General features: G+C 47.6%; 18 protein-coding genes. 6 read left to right on the top strand and 12 right to left on the bottom strand.

Features of this window, described 5'->3' with window-relative positions; genetic code table 11:
- Positions 1-202: 202 nt before the first annotated feature.
- A complete protein-coding gene (locus QWY20_RS15910; protein ID WP_330129991.1) occupies positions 203-2,827 on the bottom strand; it encodes a TonB-dependent receptor in 2,625 nt (874 codons plus the stop codon).
- A gap of 341 nt (positions 2,828-3,168) precedes the next feature.
- On the opposite strand from QWY20_RS15910, the gene QWY20_RS15905 reads away from it, so the two are divergent.
- Entirely contained in the window at positions 3,169-3,873 is a 705-nt protein-coding gene (locus QWY20_RS15905; protein WP_330129990.1) for a Crp/Fnr family transcriptional regulator, read from the top strand.
- 56 nt (positions 3,874-3,929) lie between these two features.
- Here the strand turns inward: QWY20_RS15905 and QWY20_RS15900 are convergent, their stop codons facing one another.
- Together QWY20_RS15900 and QWY20_RS15895 are read right to left on the bottom strand one after the other, a co-directional pair.
- Positions 3,930-5,177: an MFS transporter gene (locus QWY20_RS15900; protein ID WP_330129989.1), complete on the bottom strand. Its 1,248-nt coding sequence runs from the start codon at positions 5,175-5,177 to the stop codon at positions 3,930-3,932.
- Between the two features lie 208 nt (positions 5,178-5,385).
- Positions 5,386-6,324 carry a CpcT/CpeT family chromophore lyase gene (locus QWY20_RS15895; RefSeq protein WP_330129988.1) on the bottom strand — a complete coding sequence of 313 codons (939 nt, stop codon included), beginning with the start codon at positions 6,322-6,324 and terminating at the stop codon, positions 5,386-5,388.
- Positions 6,325-6,562: 238 nt separating this feature from the next.
- On the opposite strand from QWY20_RS15895, the gene QWY20_RS15890 reads away from it, so the two are divergent.
- A complete protein-coding gene (locus QWY20_RS15890; protein ID WP_330129987.1) occupies positions 6,563-7,264 on the top strand; it encodes a Crp/Fnr family transcriptional regulator in 702 nt (233 codons plus the stop codon).
- A gap of 1 nt (position 7,265) precedes the next feature.
- Here QWY20_RS15890 and QWY20_RS15885 read toward each other — a convergent pair whose 3' ends face one another.
- From QWY20_RS15885 to QWY20_RS15865, 5 genes are all read right to left on the bottom strand, one after another.
- Positions 7,266-8,003: a GntR family transcriptional regulator gene (locus tag QWY20_RS15885; protein ID WP_330129986.1), complete on the bottom strand. Its 738-nt coding sequence runs from the start codon at positions 8,001-8,003 to the stop codon at positions 7,266-7,268.
- Between the two features lie 21 nt (positions 8,004-8,024).
- Positions 8,025-9,428: an aldehyde dehydrogenase family protein gene (locus tag QWY20_RS15880; RefSeq protein WP_330129985.1), complete on the bottom strand. Its 1,404-nt coding sequence runs from the start codon at positions 9,426-9,428 to the stop codon at positions 8,025-8,027.
- Positions 9,425-10,492 (bottom strand): nitrilase-related carbon-nitrogen hydrolase, encoded by a 1,068-nt coding sequence (locus QWY20_RS15875; protein WP_330129984.1) that lies wholly within the window; start codon positions 10,490-10,492, stop codon positions 9,425-9,427. Before QWY20_RS15875 ends, QWY20_RS15880 begins: the two co-directional genes overlap by 4 nt.
- Positions 10,489-10,791, bottom strand: a complete 303-nt coding sequence (locus QWY20_RS15870; protein WP_330129983.1) for a DUF1330 domain-containing protein — start codon at positions 10,789-10,791, stop codon at positions 10,489-10,491. The genes QWY20_RS15875 and QWY20_RS15870 overlap by 4 nt, the downstream gene beginning before the upstream one ends.
- A gap of 168 nt (positions 10,792-10,959) precedes the next feature.
- Positions 10,960-11,652 (bottom strand): hypothetical protein, encoded by a 693-nt coding sequence (locus tag QWY20_RS15865; protein WP_330129982.1) that lies wholly within the window; start codon positions 11,650-11,652, stop codon positions 10,960-10,962.
- Between the two features lie 211 nt (positions 11,653-11,863).
- Here QWY20_RS15865 and QWY20_RS15860 point away from each other — a divergent pair, with 211 nt between their 5' ends.
- From QWY20_RS15860 to QWY20_RS15845, 4 genes are all read left to right on the top strand, one after another.
- The gene (locus tag QWY20_RS15860) at positions 11,864-12,367 is read left to right on the top strand and encodes a DUF3598 family protein (RefSeq protein ID WP_330129981.1); all 504 of its coding nucleotides are present in this window, start codon (positions 11,864-11,866) and stop codon (positions 12,365-12,367) included.
- Between the two features lie 22 nt (positions 12,368-12,389).
- The gene (locus QWY20_RS15855; protein ID WP_330129980.1) at positions 12,390-13,349 is read left to right on the top strand and encodes a VOC family protein; all 960 of its coding nucleotides are present in this window, start codon (positions 12,390-12,392) and stop codon (positions 13,347-13,349) included.
- Positions 13,350-13,364: 15 nt separating this feature from the next.
- Positions 13,365-14,966 carry an FAD-binding oxidoreductase gene (locus QWY20_RS15850; RefSeq protein WP_330129979.1) on the top strand — a complete coding sequence of 534 codons (1,602 nt, stop codon included), beginning with the start codon at positions 13,365-13,367 and terminating at the stop codon, positions 14,964-14,966.
- Between the two features lie 168 nt (positions 14,967-15,134).
- Positions 15,135-16,382 (top strand): MFS transporter, encoded by a 1,248-nt coding sequence (locus tag QWY20_RS15845; protein WP_330129978.1) that lies wholly within the window; start codon positions 15,135-15,137, stop codon positions 16,380-16,382.
- Positions 16,383-16,455: 73 nt separating this feature from the next.
- Here QWY20_RS15845 and QWY20_RS15840 read toward each other — a convergent pair whose 3' ends face one another.
- From QWY20_RS15840 to QWY20_RS15825, 4 genes are read right to left on the bottom strand one after another with little or no spacing between them, the layout of a single operon-like run.
- Positions 16,456-16,680 carry a hypothetical protein gene (locus QWY20_RS15840; protein WP_330129977.1) on the bottom strand — a complete coding sequence of 75 codons (225 nt, stop codon included), beginning with the start codon at positions 16,678-16,680 and terminating at the stop codon, positions 16,456-16,458.
- Between the two features lie 2 nt (positions 16,681-16,682).
- Complete coding sequence (locus QWY20_RS15835; RefSeq protein ID WP_330129976.1) at positions 16,683-18,197, bottom strand: FAD-dependent oxidoreductase; 1,515 nt, start codon at positions 18,195-18,197, stop codon at positions 16,683-16,685.
- Between the two features lie 54 nt (positions 18,198-18,251).
- Positions 18,252-19,142, bottom strand: a complete 891-nt coding sequence (locus tag QWY20_RS15830; protein ID WP_330129975.1) for a DUF1838 family protein — start codon at positions 19,140-19,142, stop codon at positions 18,252-18,254.
- A 15-nt stretch (positions 19,143-19,157) separates the two neighbouring features.
- Positions 19,158-19,664, bottom strand: coding sequence for a hypothetical protein (locus QWY20_RS15825; RefSeq protein ID WP_330129974.1), 507 nt, complete (start codon positions 19,662-19,664; stop codon positions 19,158-19,160).
- Positions 19,665-19,703 lie beyond the last annotated feature (39 nt).

Here is a 19,703-nt window from a genome sequence, read left to right as displayed (position 1 = left end):
TACCTCTACCAAAACTCCCGCTTTGCATGCAGAGCCGGAGTTTTGTTTATTGGCCAGTAAGGAAGCCATCTGCCACTGTGGCCGCCTAAACCTGGCTGCCCTGCCAACCCAGTCAAGCCAAAGCGCTCCACTTCCGCCTTGCTAGCAATAGGATCAAAAAAGCCCCGGCACGAAGCCGGGGCAATAACCAGGTACTACGTTTTTATCGGAACTTGTAGGACAGATTGATACCAGCGGTACGGCCCATTCTCGGCTCGACCACAAACTGCGGTTTGCCGTTCCAGAGGTACTTGCGGTAACCACCGGATGGGGTGTTGTTGTTGGTCAGGTTATCGACGAACAAACTCATCCGCAGCGACTCGGTTTCAAAACCGATGGTGAACTTGGCGGTCACCGCGGATGGCAACTCGGTGGAGTTGGTCGCATCCAGGTACTGCTTGGAGCGGTAACTGAACGACAGTTCAGAGAAGCTATTCAGGTTGCCCCAATCGCGGACATAATCAATGCCGGAGTTTAAGGTTACCCGCGAGGTCCGTGGCATTTTGTTACCAGAAATATCGCCGTCAGACACCAAGGTACCTTCAGGTGGCAAGGTCATTTGCCCAACCACGCCAAAAAACGGCGGGCGGGTACTGACCATGGTCAGGGTTTGACTGGCCGGATACTCGGTAGGGCTCATGCCCTGTGCTTCATAATCCAGGAAACCAAACTCAGGGCCTAATCCCCCCACTTTGACAGTGGCGTCGTTGTATGCCGCAGCAAAGTTCCAGCCAAAGTTATCGGTGATCTGCCAGCGACCATCCAGCTCCAGGCCCTTCACTTCGGTTTTACCCAGGTTGGTAACAATGACCGCTGGAACCGCATTTTCCTGATTGCCAAGGGTAGAGAAATCCCGCACCTGCTGCTTATCCCAATCAATGTAGTAGGCCGCGATGTTAAAGCGCAGCTTGCTATCGAACAGGAAGGATTTCATACCCACTTCGTAGGTCCAGTTTTGCTCAGGATCGAAAGTCATTTCCTCCCCTTCAGCCGAACCATTGAGGCCACCGGATTTGGCACCTTTACCAATGTTCAGGTAATAGAGGGTGGTTTCATTGGCATCCCAATCCAGCGTGATACGCGGTGTGAAATAACTCCAGGAACCATCCATTTCACCGGTTGGAAACAACACACCAGGCGCCCGATTGTCGGTATGGTTGTTAGCAAATTTGTCTTCACGGGTAAAGCGTCCTTCCAGCGCCATGGTCAGTTGATCGGTAATACTAAAATCAACGGCAGCAAAAGCGGACTTGGTAGTTGTTTCGTAGTAGGTGCCCTGCAGAGGGATGAGACCATTATCTTCAAAGCCATTGCCAGCCGCATTAAAGATCATGCTGGAGTAACTATCGGCGCCGACCACGCCGATGGTGGTCAACTGATCCAACTTTAATTTGCTGTAAAAAGCGCCAAAAGCCCAATCCATGCCATCGTGATTGCCGACAAAACGAAGCTCATGGCTGTACTCTTCCCGCTCATCGTTTGGCTGGCCACCCAAGTCATAGCCTTGAATGCCCATGTAGACAGTCCCAAAAGCCAGGTTTTGCACTTGCAGGCCTGCTGGCGCGTCAGGAAAAGCACTGGCTGGCGGCAGGTTTTCTGCAACAAAGGTTGGTAATATAGCCATGCCCGAATGGGTCTTAAGCTGACCTAAGTTGATTTCGTAATCGGTTTTGTTGTAACCACCCAGGTAAGTCACCGAGAAGTTATCGAAGTTGTGATCGATCACCAAGCTGGTGCGGTTGACAGTACGTTCGGTACCGGTAGCCTCTGGAGCAATACCGGTAAAGCTGGCCCGCCAGAGATCATTATCCACCACGCCAAGGTACTTTTGTGGATCACCGGTAAAGACCCAATCCCCCAGCAAATCCCATTGGCCGGTGGCCGGGTTAAAAGTGATGTGGGTACCATTGACCAGTACACCAAACTCCTGTTGAGCATTGCGAATGCCAAAGCCACCATTGTGCTGCACATGGGCGGTGGCACGCGGAGTTTCTTTGGTATCAATGTAGGTGTGCGCGAGACTCACCTTGGTGTTGTCACCATCGTACACCAGCTTCAAACGCGCCAACTGGTTATCGACTTCACCAAGGCGGCGGTTATCAATACGTTCGCCAGTGATGGTATTAACATTGCGAATCGTGGAGCCGGAGCTGCTATCGCTTAAATCCAGCCGGGCTTTAAAGCGCTCAGTTAGAGCACCACTCAAGTACAGATGTGCATCGTGCATGCCATGGGTACCGGCCGAGGTATTAATGCCAAACTCAAACTGATCCGAGGGCTCTCTGGTGATGTAATTAATAGCCCCGGCAAAAGCATTGCGGCCATAAATCGCTGACTGCGGGCCCCGCACCACTTCCACCCTCTGCAAACCACCATACGGCAGGAAGCTGGCATCACGGCCAGAGGCATAGACCCCATCGATAAAGACAGCCACGTTGGTTTCATCACCCACCAGGCCTGGCTGTGCCAGACCACGGATCACAGGAGAGCCCGAAGCCATACCGCCGATGGAGTCGTAAGTGACGCCGGGGGTCGCTTCGATGATGTCGTTGATGTTGCGAATACCGGTACGCTCCATCTGCTCACCACTGAACACGCTGACTGAGACCGGAATTTTGTTGAGTAATTCTTGCCGCAAACGCGCCGTCACAATAATGCGTTCGATTGGATCTTTTGCTTCGTCTTGCTGTGCTTCGGCATCGTCTGCCATCGCCGGCGATGCCATCAGCATGCTGCCTAATGCTGTTAGCAGTATCGGATACCGTAATTTGAATGGTATCTGTTTCATCGGAACACCCTCCTGACTTCAATATTCTTATCGTATTTTTAGTGTTTCGTCTCGTGGCAGCCGATACTGCACTGGCATGCCTCATTGATATAATGATATCATTATATATCATTTGTCAACGGGCAAAATTTAATCAACCAGATTTTTTGTTAAAACAAATATAAAACAAAGGCTTAAGCCTAAAAATTTTTTTATGCTGTTCAATAATACCTTACCCTTTGGGCTAAAAGCATGGTAGAAGTGGAATAAGAATCCTCACAGCATACTTGAAAATGGATGATGAAGGACCCTCCTTTGAGTGATTTCATCAACCAACAATCAGTGAAGAACAGGACCCCATTATGACGGCACTGGATACCTCGAAAGTCTCGATTAAAACCTCCCTGGCAGCCTGCTTTGGCCGTAATTTATACGAGCAACCGGGAGCCCATGAATTTCTGCAGGAACTGTCGCAATCTGCGCAGGAAGTGAATATCCAGCAAGGTGGCTATATTTTTAAAGAAGGCGACCCCAGCGACTATGTCTTTATAGCCATCTCCGGGGCAATTATGCTGGAGCGCAGCTCACCCAAAGGCGCTCGCCATGTGTTTGCCTTTTTATTTACTGGCAATTTGCTTGGGCTGTCGGAGTTTACTGTGTACTCATTTAGTGCAGTGGCCTTAACCGGAGCCACAGTAGTCAAGATTAACAAGCGATTGATCCAGAATATCTTTGAGCGCCATCCCAAAATCGCCAAAAGCTTCCATGACTTCACCACCCATGTGTTGCATTACGTGCTCGACCAAATGTACATACTGGGACAAAAAACCGCCCCGCAAAGGCTGGCTCATTTTCTATTGGATATGGATACCCGGCTTGGCCGCAGTTCAGGGCAGTTTTATTTGCCAATGAATCGCATTGATATTGCCGATTACCTGGGTATGTCGCTGGAAACTACCAGCCGCAGTTTCAGCAACCTGAAAAAGCGCAAGCTGATTGAAATCGAAAGCAGCCACAAAATCATTATTAACGACCGTGCTGCCATTTTGGAATTTATTGATGAGTAGGTCAGTTGATGAAAAGCCGGGCATGCGCCAACACATGCCCACACCAAATAACAACTTTAAGCTTGTTTCTTGACCTGACTAATAAGCAGTAATGCGATAGCAACCAGCACAATATAAATGATGAATGCATTTTGATAACTGCCATACACATCGAAAATTTTGCCGGTAAGATAAATACCGAGACCTCCGCCAATCGCATCCAAAATAGTAATGGTGCCAAGCAAGCGGCCGGAGGCTTTTAAGCCAAAGCTATTGATGGCGGTAAGTTGCAGCAAGGTGTAAAATCCTCCCCAGGCAAGGCCTATGATAAAAATCACTACCATAACCGTCCCAGCGCCAGCAAACAACAGGCCAATCAAACCCAGGAACATTACCGACAAGTTGCCGTAAAGGATCACCCGCCCGGGGATTTTGTCTGCCAGCATGCCAAACAAAAACTTTCCGACCAGTGCCGGTGTAAACAGCATCGCAAGCCCAGCTGATGCGCTTTGTATATCAAAACCCAAATCTTGCAGATGCAACACCAGGTTCGCCTGTAAACCAAGCAAGGTATAAAAAGTACACATAGCGATAATAGCAATGGCCCAGAAAGAACGGGTTTTCAACGCCTCCCAATAACCCAAACCATGACTGGAAATATCGGCCTGACTATCTGTTGGGCTGGCCTCAACACCATAGGGCAACAGCCCCCGCTCCGATGGTTTATTGCGTACCAAAAACAACGCCAGCAAAAACAGCGATGCCGGTATAAAGGCGGCCAACTGAAAGCCTTGCTGCCAGCTCATGCCAGAGGCCAACCAGCTGCCATAAAGGGGACCAAGCAAGGCACCTCCGAGCGAAGTTCCCACCACCACAATACCAATGGCAGTACCACGCAGCTTTACAAACCAGGTTGACACCAGGATGACGGCAACATTGAGGCCACAGGCCACTAAGACCACAGCAAAGACGGCATGCACCATATAGATTTGACGCAGATCGGTAATGTAGCCATAGGCAAAGTAAGCGATGCCCAAAATAACAGAGCCGATCATCATCAGGATACGCACCCCGACTTTATCAATGAGAATTCCAACCACAGGGGCTAGCAGGCCTGCCAGAACTAAGGTAATCAGCTCTCGAAACTTTAGTTGGCCTCGGGTCCATTCGGGAAAGTCAGCCAGGATAGCACTGTCAAAAGCAGTGATCGCGGTCAACGTCATGCCGTTTGATATTAATAATGCAAAACATGCTATCCAGACGGTAATCCAATGAAAGCGGGTTTGCTGTGAAGCAGCTACTCCCGCGATTTTTAATGTGGTCATCAAGTGCTCCTGACTTAGCCTGATTAAAACATCAGCTAGTTAAGTGTTTTTTATGGACAAACCATGTATACCGAATTTGTCCGCACAAATCCCGCCAACAACAAGCTCTGATTGATAAAAGTCAATTGGGGTTATTTTATGTAGAAACAACGAATAGAAAGTTGCCGCAACCTTAATGGTCACGGCAGCATCACGTGTGAGTTAGTGATTAATGAATGTAGTTTGGTATAGGCAATTCGCGCAAGAAGGACACCTCGAACTCTGCAACGCCTTGCCGGTAAGGGATAATGGCCTGGTACGCATCGGAGTACCAAAAGTCCTTAGCAGCCTGCAGGCAGGGGAAACGAGCTAACACCATGCCACGACTGGCTGGTGGATTGCCTTCCATTTGCGCAAGTGCCGGACTAAATGCCAAATGATAAGCCTGGTACTTTTGGTACAAACCACTCTCCGCCAAAGCGCCTACATAACGGCCAAAACCTGCACGATCTGCAATCTCACCATAGACCACCATAATCACCGGCTCATTGCATTGGTTTACGCCAACAGGGCGAAACTGATAGCCACCGGCCGCAGGCCCCCAGACCAGCTCACCATCGGCATTAAAGCCACGGTCCCAGTTTACGAAGCCTTCAACACTAACCTGAGTTTGCGAGATCATATAGCTGGCACCGCGGTGATTGTTGCGACACTGTCGCCCCTGGGTCGAGCCCTCAAAACGTTGTACGCCCGTTTTCACCAGCAAGACAGTACATCCAGCAACCGGCTGCAGCATCTCAGGTAACAGAGTTGCAAAACGCTCTGGCTCTTGCCAGGCGCCCATAAACGCTTCAGGGTCAGGTAGAAAAAAACCATCCGCTTTTATACTTCCGTCTTCAGCTATCTTAAAGCGAGTAATACGCTGACGGTAAGGGCGTTCGGCATTTGGAGCCCAGTTTTCAGCGTAGGTCCAGCGTACATCTTTATTGCCTGGCCAAATCTCAGCAATATGCCAGGTTATTTCAGCATAACGATCATCTTTTACTGCCTGCTGAGCCGTATCAAAAGAACCGATAGCCAACTCAAAATACTCATGCAACACATTGCTGGCATAAACAGGTTTAGCCAGCAAGATGCCCCCCAGTAAAACGTAACTGAATAACTTCATACTGATTCCTTCATAGCATCAGATGTTGATTTAATGGCAAAAGAAAAAATCCTATACAGCCCACCAGCTATCCCCATTGACATTTATCAAGCAACCAACACTTTAGATGCAAACATCGATTCAATGCACAGAGAGCTGGAAGATGAACTCAAACGAATTGCTTTTTATCAACCCAGTTGCTAGCTTAGCAGGGTAATTCATGCAAAATACCAAACTGACGGATTGATGATGACTGCCCATGACGATTGATACCTCGAAAGTTTCAATAAAAACTTCACTGGCATCCTGCTTTGGCCGGAACTTTCAGGAACTGGAAGGTGCTAACAGCTTCTTAGAAGAGCTATCGAAACACGCGCAAGAGATCCATATCAATGAAAACTGTTACATTTTCAAAGAAAAAGATCCCAGTGACTTCATCTACATCCCCATCTCAGGGGTGATTATGCTCGAACGCTCTACTTCCAAAGGGTCCCGCCACGTGTTTGCTTTTTTATTTACCGGCAATCTACTAGGCCTTTCTGAGTTCTCTTTTTACACATTCAGTGCCAGAGCATTAAGTAATGGAACCGTCGTTAAAATAAATAAACAGCTTATCCAAAGCATTTTTGAACGCTATCCGGCCATTGCGAAGCGCTTCCATGAGTTTACCAATCATGTGCTGAATTATATCCTGGATCAGCTGTTTATTATGGGGCAAAAGTCAGCTCACCAGCGACTGGCTCACTTCCTGCTAGACATGTCCAATCGGATTGGTCATGGTACAAGTAAGTTTTATCTGCCAATGAGTCGCCAGGATATTGCTGATTATTTAGGTATGTCACTTGAAACTGCAAGCAGGGGTTTTAGCAGCCTTAAGAAGAAAGGCATGATCAGTATTCAAAACAATTACCGAATAACAATTCTGGATGAAGAAGCACTTCATCATTTTGCAGATGATTAAGTCACAGTTTTTTGGATGCAGGCGTCAGCACATTAATGTAACGATATCGATGGGCTGGATAAATACTTTCAGCAAGTAACACCAGCTCGCCTTGCTTCGAGAAATATTTTCGCACCACCCTCATCCCAGCAGAGTGAGCCTGGTCATTTAACTTTTGTGCCATATCACTGGTCAAAAGACATGCGGTAAACTCTTGTTCTACCCGACCAATATTTGAACTGCTAAGCAAATGCATCATTTGCTTTAGCGCTGTTTTTTTATCCAAATCTTTTGCATAAAGGTCAGTGTGGTAACGAAACTGCTGAATACTCGAATAGCAAATGGGCTTCTTGTCATGCACTTCAGAACGAACACCCGCTAAATAAATGTACTCTCTGGGATGGGAAAACTTCAAACGCGACATCTCGTCTTTATCGGTAATGAGTAACTGACAGACATCAATACTAAAGCGCGTTTGCTGACCAAACTCTAACAGCTCCTGCACCGATTGGGTGAACTGATTAATCTGCTCAGGTAGATTGGTTCGGATCACACGGGTACCGGCTCCTTGCCGACGCTCCACCAGACCAATACGCTCTATATAACGCAACCCCTCACGCGCAGTATGGCGACTAATCCCATGCTGCGCACAAAGCTCTTTCTCGGTAGGCAACAAAGCACTGAGAGGGTAATGGCCCCGCAAAATTTGCTGCAAAAGCAGCTCCCCTAACTCAATGTATTTTGCCTGCTTATTTTGCATTCGTAGCTTTCCTTAGCTGTTTCAGGCTTTGAACCACCAGGGCGAAGCAACCCCGGTATTTCGAATGAATGACTTTTTCCGAATAAAACGACGGATAGATTCAGCACCCATCCGGGAACCTCCCATACCAGAACATTGAAAAGACTGCTTTTCAGCTTCATGCACAAACCCCGTCAAAGAAGCATCATTGATACTGATACCTCCCGCTTTCAAGGCAGCCGCTATTTGATAGGCATTCGCCATATCCTGACTAAATACGGCAGCAGATAAACCATACTTGGAGTCATTGGCCAGCTGGACAGCTTCTTCATTGGACTGAACCCGCTGCACCACCACAATAGCGGCGAAGGTTTCCTCGGTAACTATCAGCATATCCTTGTTTACCTGATCAAGCACCGTAGGCTCACAATAGAAACCGCCACCAAGCTGCAACAAGTGACCTCCACAAAGCGCACGCGCTCCTTTTTGCAGTGCGTCGTCAAGCTGCTGACGGATCACAGCCACCTGTTTATCTGAGATAACAGGCCCGATTTCACCAACTTTAATATCCGGATAGTTGTGGCGTAATTTTTTTACTTTCTCAACCAAACGGCTAATAAATTCATCCGCAATGTTTTCATGCACATAGATACGTTCCAGACTCATACAGGATTGTCCGGCATTCACCATACTTCCCCAGCACAGCGCACTGCTTGCCACTTCAATATCGGCATCATCACACACAATAGCTGCATCTTTCCCACCCAGCTCTAAAAAAGCTGGAATAAACTGTTGTGCACACAATTCCCCGACACGACGTCCGGTAGCAACACTGCCGGTAAAGCATAAGGTATCGACATGCTGAATCACAGCTTGGCCAGTTTCGCCAGCGCCAGTCACAAGCTTCAAAACCGAAGATAGTTCAGGTGTTGATTTGATGACCTCTTGCAATGGAGCAACAAATCGAGAGGTGACCTCACTGGGCTTGATGATAACCGAGCACCCCGCCAACAGTGCGGGAATGGCATCGACCAATGATAATAAAAGAGGAAAATTCCAAGGGCTAATCACACCCACGACGTCAAAGGGAAGATAGCTTGGCTGAATCTCTAAAAAAGGAAGGTGCGCTTTTCTTGGTGGAGCCTCAGCAAGCAGCTCTGGTGCATCTTTACACCAACGATGGATAGTGTTGATTGTCACATCCACCTCTAGCTCAGATTCAGCCCAGCGGCCAGTATCCTCTGCAACAGCAGCAATGAGCGCTTCGCGATGGGCAACTAACTGCTCGGAAAAATTATGCATCACCTTGACACGTCCGGCCATGCCAAGTTGCCACCACTGGGGCTGAGAAGATCGTAGCTGCGAAACCAGCTGGGCTACCTCATCATGCGAGACAACACGTAAACTAAAATCTAAATGACCAGTCCTCGGATTACGGATCTTCATTTTATTACAACTCCGTTTGGCTTAATGATGCCAGATGCTTTCAAAGAGCGAATAACATCCAGTTGCGTCGCCTCAAAATGAGAACGATTCACTGAGATGACTTGTTGTTGCTCATCCAACATGTTGTTGGCTGGGTAGACGCATTGCTGATAAGTGGGTGCAAAAAGCTCATTTCTTTGCCTAGATAGCAAATTGGACATACCTGGTTTTGCCCGGTAGCGGCGCAGAACCTCAAGATCCAACTCGGCATGAGCTACCATGCTTTCACCCGTCGACGCCTCAGCCAGTACCCTGCCCTTCATATCAATAATTTTTGACATGCCATCCGATGATTGTTGTGGTAATTGAATGCCTGAAAAGCCACCGCTGTTGGCGGACACCAGATAGGCCATGCTTTCAATCGCCCTTGCTCGCTTGGCGATATCTTTTGGTGTCAGGCCAGGAGCAGCAATTTCAGAAGTGCTGTGCAGCAATACTTCAGCACCCTTCATCGCCAGACAACGCGCAATTTCAGGGTACAGGATCTCTTCCGAAGCGATGGCAGCCATGCAACCAATTTCAGTTTCAGCGACAGGGAAAAGCCCATCATAACCATAGTGGTCCAGGTATTTCTCCAAAACATCATGCGGCGTCGGGGCAAACATTGAAATCAAGCGTCGATAACGCAACACGACATCACCCGAAGGATTGATCAGAAAAGAGCACTGAAAATACAATTCGGGAAAGTAAGAGTCGGCTTCATAAACATTACCGGATAGATACAGCTTATTTTCCTGAGCAATCTTCGAAAGTCGTTCGTACTCAGGGCCGTCAATCGATAGTACAGCCTTTGCTTGCCATTCTTGCACCGATTCGGTAGTTGGGAAACCCGTCAAAAAATACTCTGGTAGAACAACCAAGCGGACATCATCACCAGTCAGGGTTCGGATAAACGCTTTACTGGCGCGAACTTGCTGTTGAACCCGCTCCAGGTTCTGCGCTATTTGCATTCTTGCGTCATCAACTCCCAGTGCGTTTACAGCAAAACATTTGGTTTGCAGTGCCAGAGCTGTATATGCGTTCATTTACTATTCCCGTTTAAGCCATGAACCAACATGACGTGAAAATGCCCAGTACCGTCACGCAAAGCAATCAGTTGCTGGTAGCTGTCCGATTGCCAGAAGGCACGTATAGTTGCCTCATCCGGCCATCTTGAAATGACGACACTGCCAGGTTTATAGTCGCCTTCCAATACATCATGCTGATTATCCATAGCGATGTATTCACCACCGTAAGCACGAACCAAAGCCGGGACCTGACTGGTGTATGCTTTAAATCGCTCCCAATCGGTCACATCTGCCTGAATCACCAGATAGGACGCCATAATAAAACCTCATTGCATGGAGTGTGTGCTTTCATTAAGACTGCTGAATTATAAAGGCCGAGTAAAGCAAGAATTCAATCCTGGCTGATATTTGTCAATTCAATAGGATAAAGCACAAAAAAAGCCGCTTTGCAGCGGCAACATGGGCAAAACAAAGCACATCAGCAGTTAAAATGGCTTGACCGCGCCGAAAAACGCCGTGGTTAAAATACCAATCCAGTAGATGTATGCCAAGCGACGACCGAAGCGGATAGACTCTTCCAGCCGGTTCTCTACCTCAGGATTGTCTCCATCCACAGCAAGTTTGCGGAACATGACCGTCCACTCTCGCATAATAAAACGCAGCAGCAAACCAATCACCAGCAAACCGGAGAAAATCAACATTTTGATAGCAAACCACTTCTGGCCATCACCGGCAGAAAAAGGCCCATACCCCAATAACGAGGCAATACTTGCAATTGCCAGGGCGGGAATCACAAAATACCGAATAGCTTCATCAAGCTTGGTCAGTACCAATCCCCGATCAGTTTCACGGTAGATAAAGGCAGCCCAACACAAAGCCAGCCAGCCAAAGAAGAAAACCCACATACCTGTCAGCCAGGCTCCCCCATAAGGCTGAACTCCCCACAAGTACCCCATATGCATCCCCAGCGGGAACAACATAATGATGCCGGTGCGCGCTAAAATATCGATCCGATAGGCCGTTTCCATATGCCGTTTTCGTTCTGGCATTGGAAGCTTACGGTTCACGACATGAAATGAAGTCTGGAAAACGCCCCACTCACCGCCCAACCAATACACCATCGCCACAATATGAAACCATCGTAGGATGGGTAGTTCATACATACTGATAAATTCCATACCAATCACCTTTGTTTGTATTTACCAGCAAAGCTTAGAAGTGGCGCTTTTTTCCATCATTGACAGATATCAATCATCAAGCATATCCATTGTTTTAGCATGGTTTTGAAGGACCTTTAGTAACAGCGCCGCTTCGATTGCCAATTGTCAATGGCATAATTCTGGTTGTTGTTAGCATCAATGGGTTGCTAATAATCGCAGGTAAATCACTATGAAACTGAAAGAACGTATGCCGCTGCTGTCTCGCCATGAAGGGGTTTGGGAAGGCTATTACCGCTACTACAGCCCTGAAGGTGATAAAATTGATGAGCACCGTTCAAGGCTCTTGTGCCGTTTCCCTTCTGATGATGTCTACCACCAGACCAACTTTTACTTTTGGGCTGATGGCCGTAAAGAAGTGCGTGACTTTCCGACCAAAATTGAAGGGAACAAAATCATTTTTTATACCGAAGTACAGGGCTGGGCTGCGGAAGTACCCTTGGATGATTTTAATCGAACTGTCATGCTGTACTGGGTTCGCACCAATGAAGATGACTTACACCTTTACGAAATGATTCAATTATCTGATTGTGGCAAGTACCGTTCGCGTGTATGGCAGTGGTTCAAGGCTGGAAAGCTGTTGCAGCGAACCCTGATTGATGAGCAGTTTATCACCAAAGATTGGGCAAGTTACGAAAACACTCAAAGCGCCTATGATGACGTCGCTCAATTCTGAGCGTAGAGGGGAGATAAGAAGCATGACGTTCAAAATCTCTGCTTTTCAGGAAGCCATTGCTATTGTAAACGATTTTGCACCTATGATGACTCTGCTCTGCGAGTATGGTGGTTGGCAAGAACTCCACCGGGGCCAGGTAGAGCCAGGGTTACTTCGAGCATGGCAGCTATTCCCAGAAGCCAATGCTGAAGAGATAGTACTGGGAAACACAGGCATTGATAGTGGATACCTGCGACTAATTCGCTTTAGCAATTTGAGCCAAAGCGTGATGAGAGCCAATGACCTAAGCTGGGATTATGGCGGCACCTTCGATTTTAATCTTAGGATTAAGTCAATGGAGTCGTTACAGCCAGCACTATCAAGACTCGGTTGGCGTGGCGCCTCTGAACCTGTTGAGTTTTTTTTAGGCAGCTCCCGGGTAAAAGAGTGGCTGGCTATCAATCAAAGCCATATTCGCTTTGCCTTTATCGAACGGGTATCACCTCCACTGCAAGGCTGGGAGCATATGCAGCCAATCAGCCAGATATTTAACTCCAGCCAAATCGTGCAGGACTTTACCAAAAGTATGGCCTTTTATCAGGATATACTTGGGTTTCAATGCGTAGTCCAAAGTGGAAACCTGACCGAACAACCCGGACCAAACGTTCTTGGTATTCCTTTTGAGCGAGCTCACACAGAGCCTTATCAATTGGCTATTTTGCAGCCTGATGGAGAAATGCGAGGCTCTATTGAACTGGTTTGTTTTGAGCAAACCAAAGGAAAGGATTACACCCAGGGCAATACTCCCCCGAACCTGGGCATGTTAGGGATTCGCTTCCCGGTTCAAGGCATCGAGCAACTTGAACAACATCTTTTGAAACATCAAGTGCCTATGCCAGTAACGCTAAGCAAGCTCGAATTGGCACCCTATGGCCTTGTCCAGCTTCTGGCGATACAGACACCTGATGGCGCCTGGCTAGAGTTTTACGAGCCATGCCTTTAATATTTTTGCAGTGTAATGGAGCTCATGATGATGCAGTCTAACCCAGCCGACAAACTGGCCGCCTTGATAGAAGAACTGAGCGCAGTACTTTCGCCCCAGTCTATTCAAAGCGACCTAAGCAGCCGCACTTTGATGTCACAGGATGTTTTTTGCAAGAAGGAGCCTGCCGCTTTGGTAGTAAAGCCTGAGACAGTCAAACAGCTAGCCTCTCTGATGCAAATTAGCACGAAACATGGTTACGCAGCTCTGCCTCGCGGCGGCGGGATGTCCTACACTCAAGGCTATGTTCCGGTTCAGCAAAACTCGATTATTGTCGATATGTCGGCACTTGATCAGCTCATTGAGATCAACACCGATGACATGTATGTCACAGTGCAGTGCGGATGCAGCTGGGAAAAGCTACACAAGGCTCTGGATGGAACCGGCTTTCGCACACCATTCTGGGGCACTTTGTCCGGCCGCTATGCTACTGTCGGTGGAGGGTTATCGCAAAACTCAATTTTCTGGGGTTCCGGGCAGCATGGTTTCGCAGTGGACTCTGTGCTCTCGGTAGAGGTAGTTCTTGCAAGCGGCCACATCATCCGAACAGGATCTGCAGGTCAACTGCATGCAACTCCTTTTGCACGGCATTTTGGTCCTGATTTAACCGGGTTGTTTTGTTGCGACAACTCCGCCTTTGGCATCAAAGCGACTGCCACATTTCGGTTAATTCCATCACTCAAATACCACGATGGCTTATCCTTTAGTGCAAGCAGTTTTGCAGCGCTGAGCAGCTTGATGAGCGAAGCATCGAAACAAGGACTTATCAGCGAGTGTTTTGGCTTTGATCCATTTTTACAAGCACAGCGCATGCAAAGAGAAAGTTTGGGAAAAGATGTAAAATCCCTGCTTGGCGTAATGAAGTCAGCAGGCAGCCTGAGCAAGGCCATTAAGTCGGGCACTAAAGTTGCCCTTGCCGGCAGAAATTTCGTTGAAGCAGAAAGCTGGTCTGCACACTTCATGGTTGAAGACAGAACTGAAGCTGGGATGCAGCATAAGTTGCAAGCCATTGAGGCTATTGCCAGCAAGTTGGATGTCAAAGCGATTGAAAACAGCATTCCCAAAATACTTCGGGCAAACCCATTTGGTCCGGTCAATAACATGATAGGTCCTCAGGGTGAGCGTTGGGTTCCTGTTCATGCGGTCGTTCCTCATTCTAAAACACAGCAAGCTTATCAAGTCACCGAGCAAGTGTTTTCTGAGAATAGCGAGCTTATCGAAAAATTTAATATTGGCATTGGCTATCTGGTTGCAACCGTCTCCAGCATGGCATTTGTGCTTGAACCAGTGTTTTTCTGGCCCGATGAGTTGAATGAATTGCACAAACATGCGGTTGAAACAAGTCATCTGAAGCGACTCAAAGGGTTCCCTCCAAACCCCGAAGCAACAAAAGCCATGGAAAAGATCCGTGCAGACCTGGTACTGGCATACAGTCAACAAGGCTTTATTCATATGCAAATTGGCAAGTCTTATCGCTTCAAAGAGGGGCTGGCGGCCGAAAATTTTGAGCTACTAAAAGCCATTAAGCAGCACCTCGATCCAACCAGCAGCATGAACCCGGGGTGCCTGGGTTTGTAATCACCGGGGTGGTGCTCTTAACGCAAGCACCACCTGAAACCACCTTAACACAGCAACCACTTATCGCATTTAGTCACCTGGGCCAGTCTGTTTGATAAAAATCAATTCTAGATTAGACCATGCTGCCTTATAACAGTATAACTGTTCATGAACCGAAGGAACTTATTGATGTTGACCACTGAAGTTCAGCCTCCGCTCACCCAACAACGAACCCGCAAGCATTGGCTAATGGTATTCATCGCCATGATCAGCCTGATGGTCTCCAACGGGATGATTTTTACCGGGATAACCGCTTTCGACAGCTCCATCTTAGCTGAGTTTCCTGAGTGGTCACGGGCCGATCTAAAGCTTCGTGAATTAATCACCTTAATTTTGCTGGGCTTACTCGCTCCGTTTATAGGCATTTTTATTGATCGCTTGGGCGTACGTGTCCTGATGATCGTTGGTTGCCTGGTTCTGATCCCAAGTTATTTTGCCTATGGCTATGTCACGAACTTACTGCACATATACATCATCCATGGTTTTTTTGCACTGGTGATGGTGTCATGCGGCCTAAATGTTGGTGTTATACTGGTATCCAACTGGTTTGTTAAGAATCGGGGCACAGCGATTGGTATTACCATCGTTGGTACATCCTTGGGTGGCGCCTTGCTCGCCCCACTCTTTGGTAGCTGGATGGCAGCAGGCATGGACTGGCGCCAGGGGTTTCAGCTGGCTTCCATTATCCCTACCTTTCTGTTATTGCTGGCTGTTTTCCTGGTGAAAAGCAAACCTGCAGAAGCCGGATTGGTCCCTTACGGCTACCAGCAACAAGCAAATACTGAGACACATGATATTTCACAGCATGGCTTATCCTATGTCGAGGCACTTAAAACCCGATCATTCTGGGCCATTACTTTTATTGCGATGTGTACTTTTTACATTCTGATGGGACTGCAAGCCAATTTGGTGCTGCACCTGCAGGATATTGGTTTTGATATTCAGGCTGCAGCAGCCGGGCTGAGCATGTTGTTTATTCCAGCGTTGATAGGCAAGTTTTTGTTTGGACTTTTTGCCGATAAGTTTCATGGCAAAAAAATCCTCTACGCTAACTTATTGTTGATGTTTTTTGGTTTGCTTGGATTGTTGTTCAGTAGTACCGCGACGGTATTAACTGCGGTAGTCATTATTGGCTTCGCCTGGGGAGGCTTTTACACCCTGCTACAACTTAACGCAGTGAATAACTTTGGCCTTAAAGCATCGGGCAAGATCTTGGGGACTATTACTGTGCTGGATGCACTTGGCGGTGGTTTAGGGATTTATCTGACAGGCCTAATTTTTGATATTTACGGCAGTTACCACCATGCATTTGTCATCTATGTCGTTCTGTGTGCCATCGCCCTGGCTTTAATCAGTCAGGTTAAAAAGCACGTTTAACTTACCGCTTTATCAAGCAAAAAATTTAGCCCAAAAAAAGCTCTGGTTTTCCAGAGCTTTTCCGTAAGTAGGATTATGCCTTATCTGGCTGCTTATTTCGCCTAAAGAAAGCTCTGATTACCAGCTTTAAGATTGCTGGTTTAAAACACATTCTAAATAAGCTTGCAGCCTCTTCCGCGGTGACGATAGTTTCACAGGGCATGGTACCTGCGTAGCCACTCATCACAATGGTGTTGTCCTTTGCTTCTGCTTTTTCGATCCGCACACCAAGCTTCATCGATACGGTATTAACCTGCATAACTACTCCTGCTCAGACCAAGGTTTGGTTTGGGCCAGATTACGTCCAGCTGCCCGACCAGAAATCATAGCCTCAGTCAGATAGCTTCCATTCTGGTATAAATTAGAAAACATTGAGCCCAACTCACCAGCTTCGTACAAACGGGGGATCGGTTGACCGGCAGGGGTTAATACCTGTGACTCGATATTGCGCCGCCCTCCTCCACCAGTACAAACCACGGCAGGAACTATCTCAACCGCGTAAAACGGCCCGGTGGCAATGGGTTGTAAGGTTACCGGGTTTCGACAGAAATCCGTATCCTCGCCTTGTGCACACATTTGATTATAACGTTCCACTTCCGCCGCAACCGCATTCGGGTCCCGTCCCATCTTTTCAGCCAGTTCTTCGATGCTGTCGGCTTTAAGAACTCGCCCCTGCTCAATTTCTTTTAAATTATCATCACTCCAATCCAGGCCTTCTGCCGCAATATTCCAGGTAAACGCTTTTAATGCCAGGCAGTTGTATGAGCGGGTTGTTTCATCGAAAATCATGTGCACAGGGCCAGCATTGATGTGCGGTGTATCCACCCAGTGATTGTGTTTCTTTTCTTTATAATGTGTCAGCTGTAGCTCTGCTGTTTCATTGTAAAAGCGCTTATTATCTGCCGCAATTTCCAGCCAGCTGAAACTTTGCCAAAATAAATTACGCAAAAACACGGTTTCATAGCCAGGCGCTTTCAAGCCTGGCCAAATACCGCCGGACTGTCCTTTATTACGCATATGCCACAAATCGGCACCGGCTTTTTGCAGGATATGTATGCCATCACCCGTATTGCCCGGGGTTCCAAGGGGGAACAACTTTTCATAGCCACAATAGTTGCGCTGCATTTCAAGATTCGCTTCATAGCCACCCACGGCAAGCACCACACCACGACGCGCTTTGATGGCTTGCAAGCGTCCATCACGTTCAACCCAGGCACCAAATACCTCCAGGGTATCAGGATCCTGAATCAAATCTTTTACTGGTGTCTCATACAACACTTCAATTGGCCGCTTATCGACATTGGCTTTAAACGCCAGCCAAACGCCTGCCGGAATAGGTAAAATGGTAGCGGTATAGGTTACAGCATCTGCAGCCCCCAGTTCAGGGAACTCCAACACAGCCTGACGGTCAGTAAAACCGGTCCCTTGAATATACTGAGAACCGGCTTCTTCAGCACGCTCTTTAATCCACGGCTCTAGTTCTGACATTCTGTGCGCCCACGCATGCAGCATCTCCTCCGGAATTGGGTTTGAAGTGCTCATAGCTCGCTGGTACTCAATCAATGCAGCCGGATTCTTCGCAATAAGCAGAGATTGGCCGGCAGCACGAGAGTTGCCGCCAGCATATTTTTCCGGCATTTTCTCACAAATCGTAACTTTCAACGAAGGATCTGCGGCCAAAGCTTCAATTGCGGCACTGGCCCCGGCTAAACCGAAGCCAAAAATTAATACATCAGTCTCCAAATCCCATGCTTTAACTGCTGATAAACTTGACATAACTACCTCATAAAAAAATACAGCAACCCTAAGGTTGCTGTATAACAGCAAATACTACTTACATTCGGGTAATTTATTGGCCCGTTTCATTTTGGCGTAATAAGTCCAACTGGTTTCATTCGGTTGATAAAAGCTATCCGGTGCCGTCACATATTCAGGGAAGTGTTTTAAAGTATAGCTCTTCAATTGCTCTGATAAGTCATCAAAGCTGTCGTATTTGCGGCCATGACCACTGTAAATAAGGTGTCCCGGCGTATCTGCCAGCATCATCCAGGGCAACCAAGGGCCAGTCCGGGCCCAGGCATAGTGAGTGGGCGTACTGGTAGAGCTTGGATCAGTTAAATCCTCGGTTCTGGCAAAAAAGAAAAAGTGTTCCGATGCAATGTAGGTATCCCCGGTAGACTCTTTAGGAAATTCTTCAGGGCTTAATGGGTTGGGGTATTTTAAAGGAATATCCCAACGCAAGGCTGCGACATCGCCCATCACATCGAAGCTGGTAAAGAAAGCCATAGGGTTTGAGCCGTCTTGCGCTGGTGCCGGAAAGACATTACTGACCGGGTCATTGGCAACCTGCAATACGCACACGGTTTGCTCAGTCACCGGGTTAAACCAGGTTTCTGTAATCTCACCTGTTTTTAAATCCACGTAATAAGACACTTCACGGGTAACCCACTCATAACTGCCATCGTCTTTAGGTATCATTTTGCCGGCATTAAAGCCGATGGTTCGGATAATAGGTTCTGGTTTTTCACCAGGCAAAGCCATAAAAATAGTGGCATCCCAATCTTTAAATACTGGTGCACCATTGAGATCCCCTACCAAACGCAGCATGGCTTTGTAAGCGTCATTGCTATCGGTTAAATCCAGTCGCTCATCTGCAACCAGTCCGGTTGCAGCAAGGGACAGCGCTAAACCACAGGAAAGTACAATTTGCTTTAACTTCATAAATATTCCTTAACATTAACCCAAGGGAAAAACGCGGTTAATCCGCATAAAAGTAGTGTTTTCATTGGCACCATGGGCTTTATTTTCATCTATCAGCCGCTTCACCAAAACTTCATCAGAGACATACTGAATTTCCAGCCTGGCTCCCTGATTCCGTTTAAACTTGTCTTCTTCATCTGGCGCATATTTGTACACCACGATAATGGCCGGCTGACCTGTTCGGAAATTTTGCCCGGTCTGGTTATGACCCAGGCCAAACATCAGATATTTGTTGTCATGGGTGATACCAGGACGGATCACAGCACCATTGGCGCTGCCATCAGGGTTGACCGTGGCAATAGCTACCGCTGCACGCATTTCCCGAATCACTCGCCAAAGCTCCTCTCCTTCTAAGGTGCTTGGCTGGTAATAAAAAATAGTGGAAGCCGATGTCCAGCCATCCACTGACGCTTTGGCATCCGCCGTGTCGGACCAACAACCAACAGCGCCAATCACCAGTGCTGCAGAGATTAAAAGTCGCATAAAATTACCTCAATCAAACCGCCGGGCTGACATAAGCCC

This window comes from Alkalimonas cellulosilytica (assembly GCF_036325985.1).
Classification (GTDB): domain Bacteria; phylum Pseudomonadota; class Gammaproteobacteria; order Enterobacterales; family Alteromonadaceae; genus Alkalimonas; species Alkalimonas cellulosilytica.
This window is presented reverse-complemented; position numbering and strand designations above follow the sequence as displayed.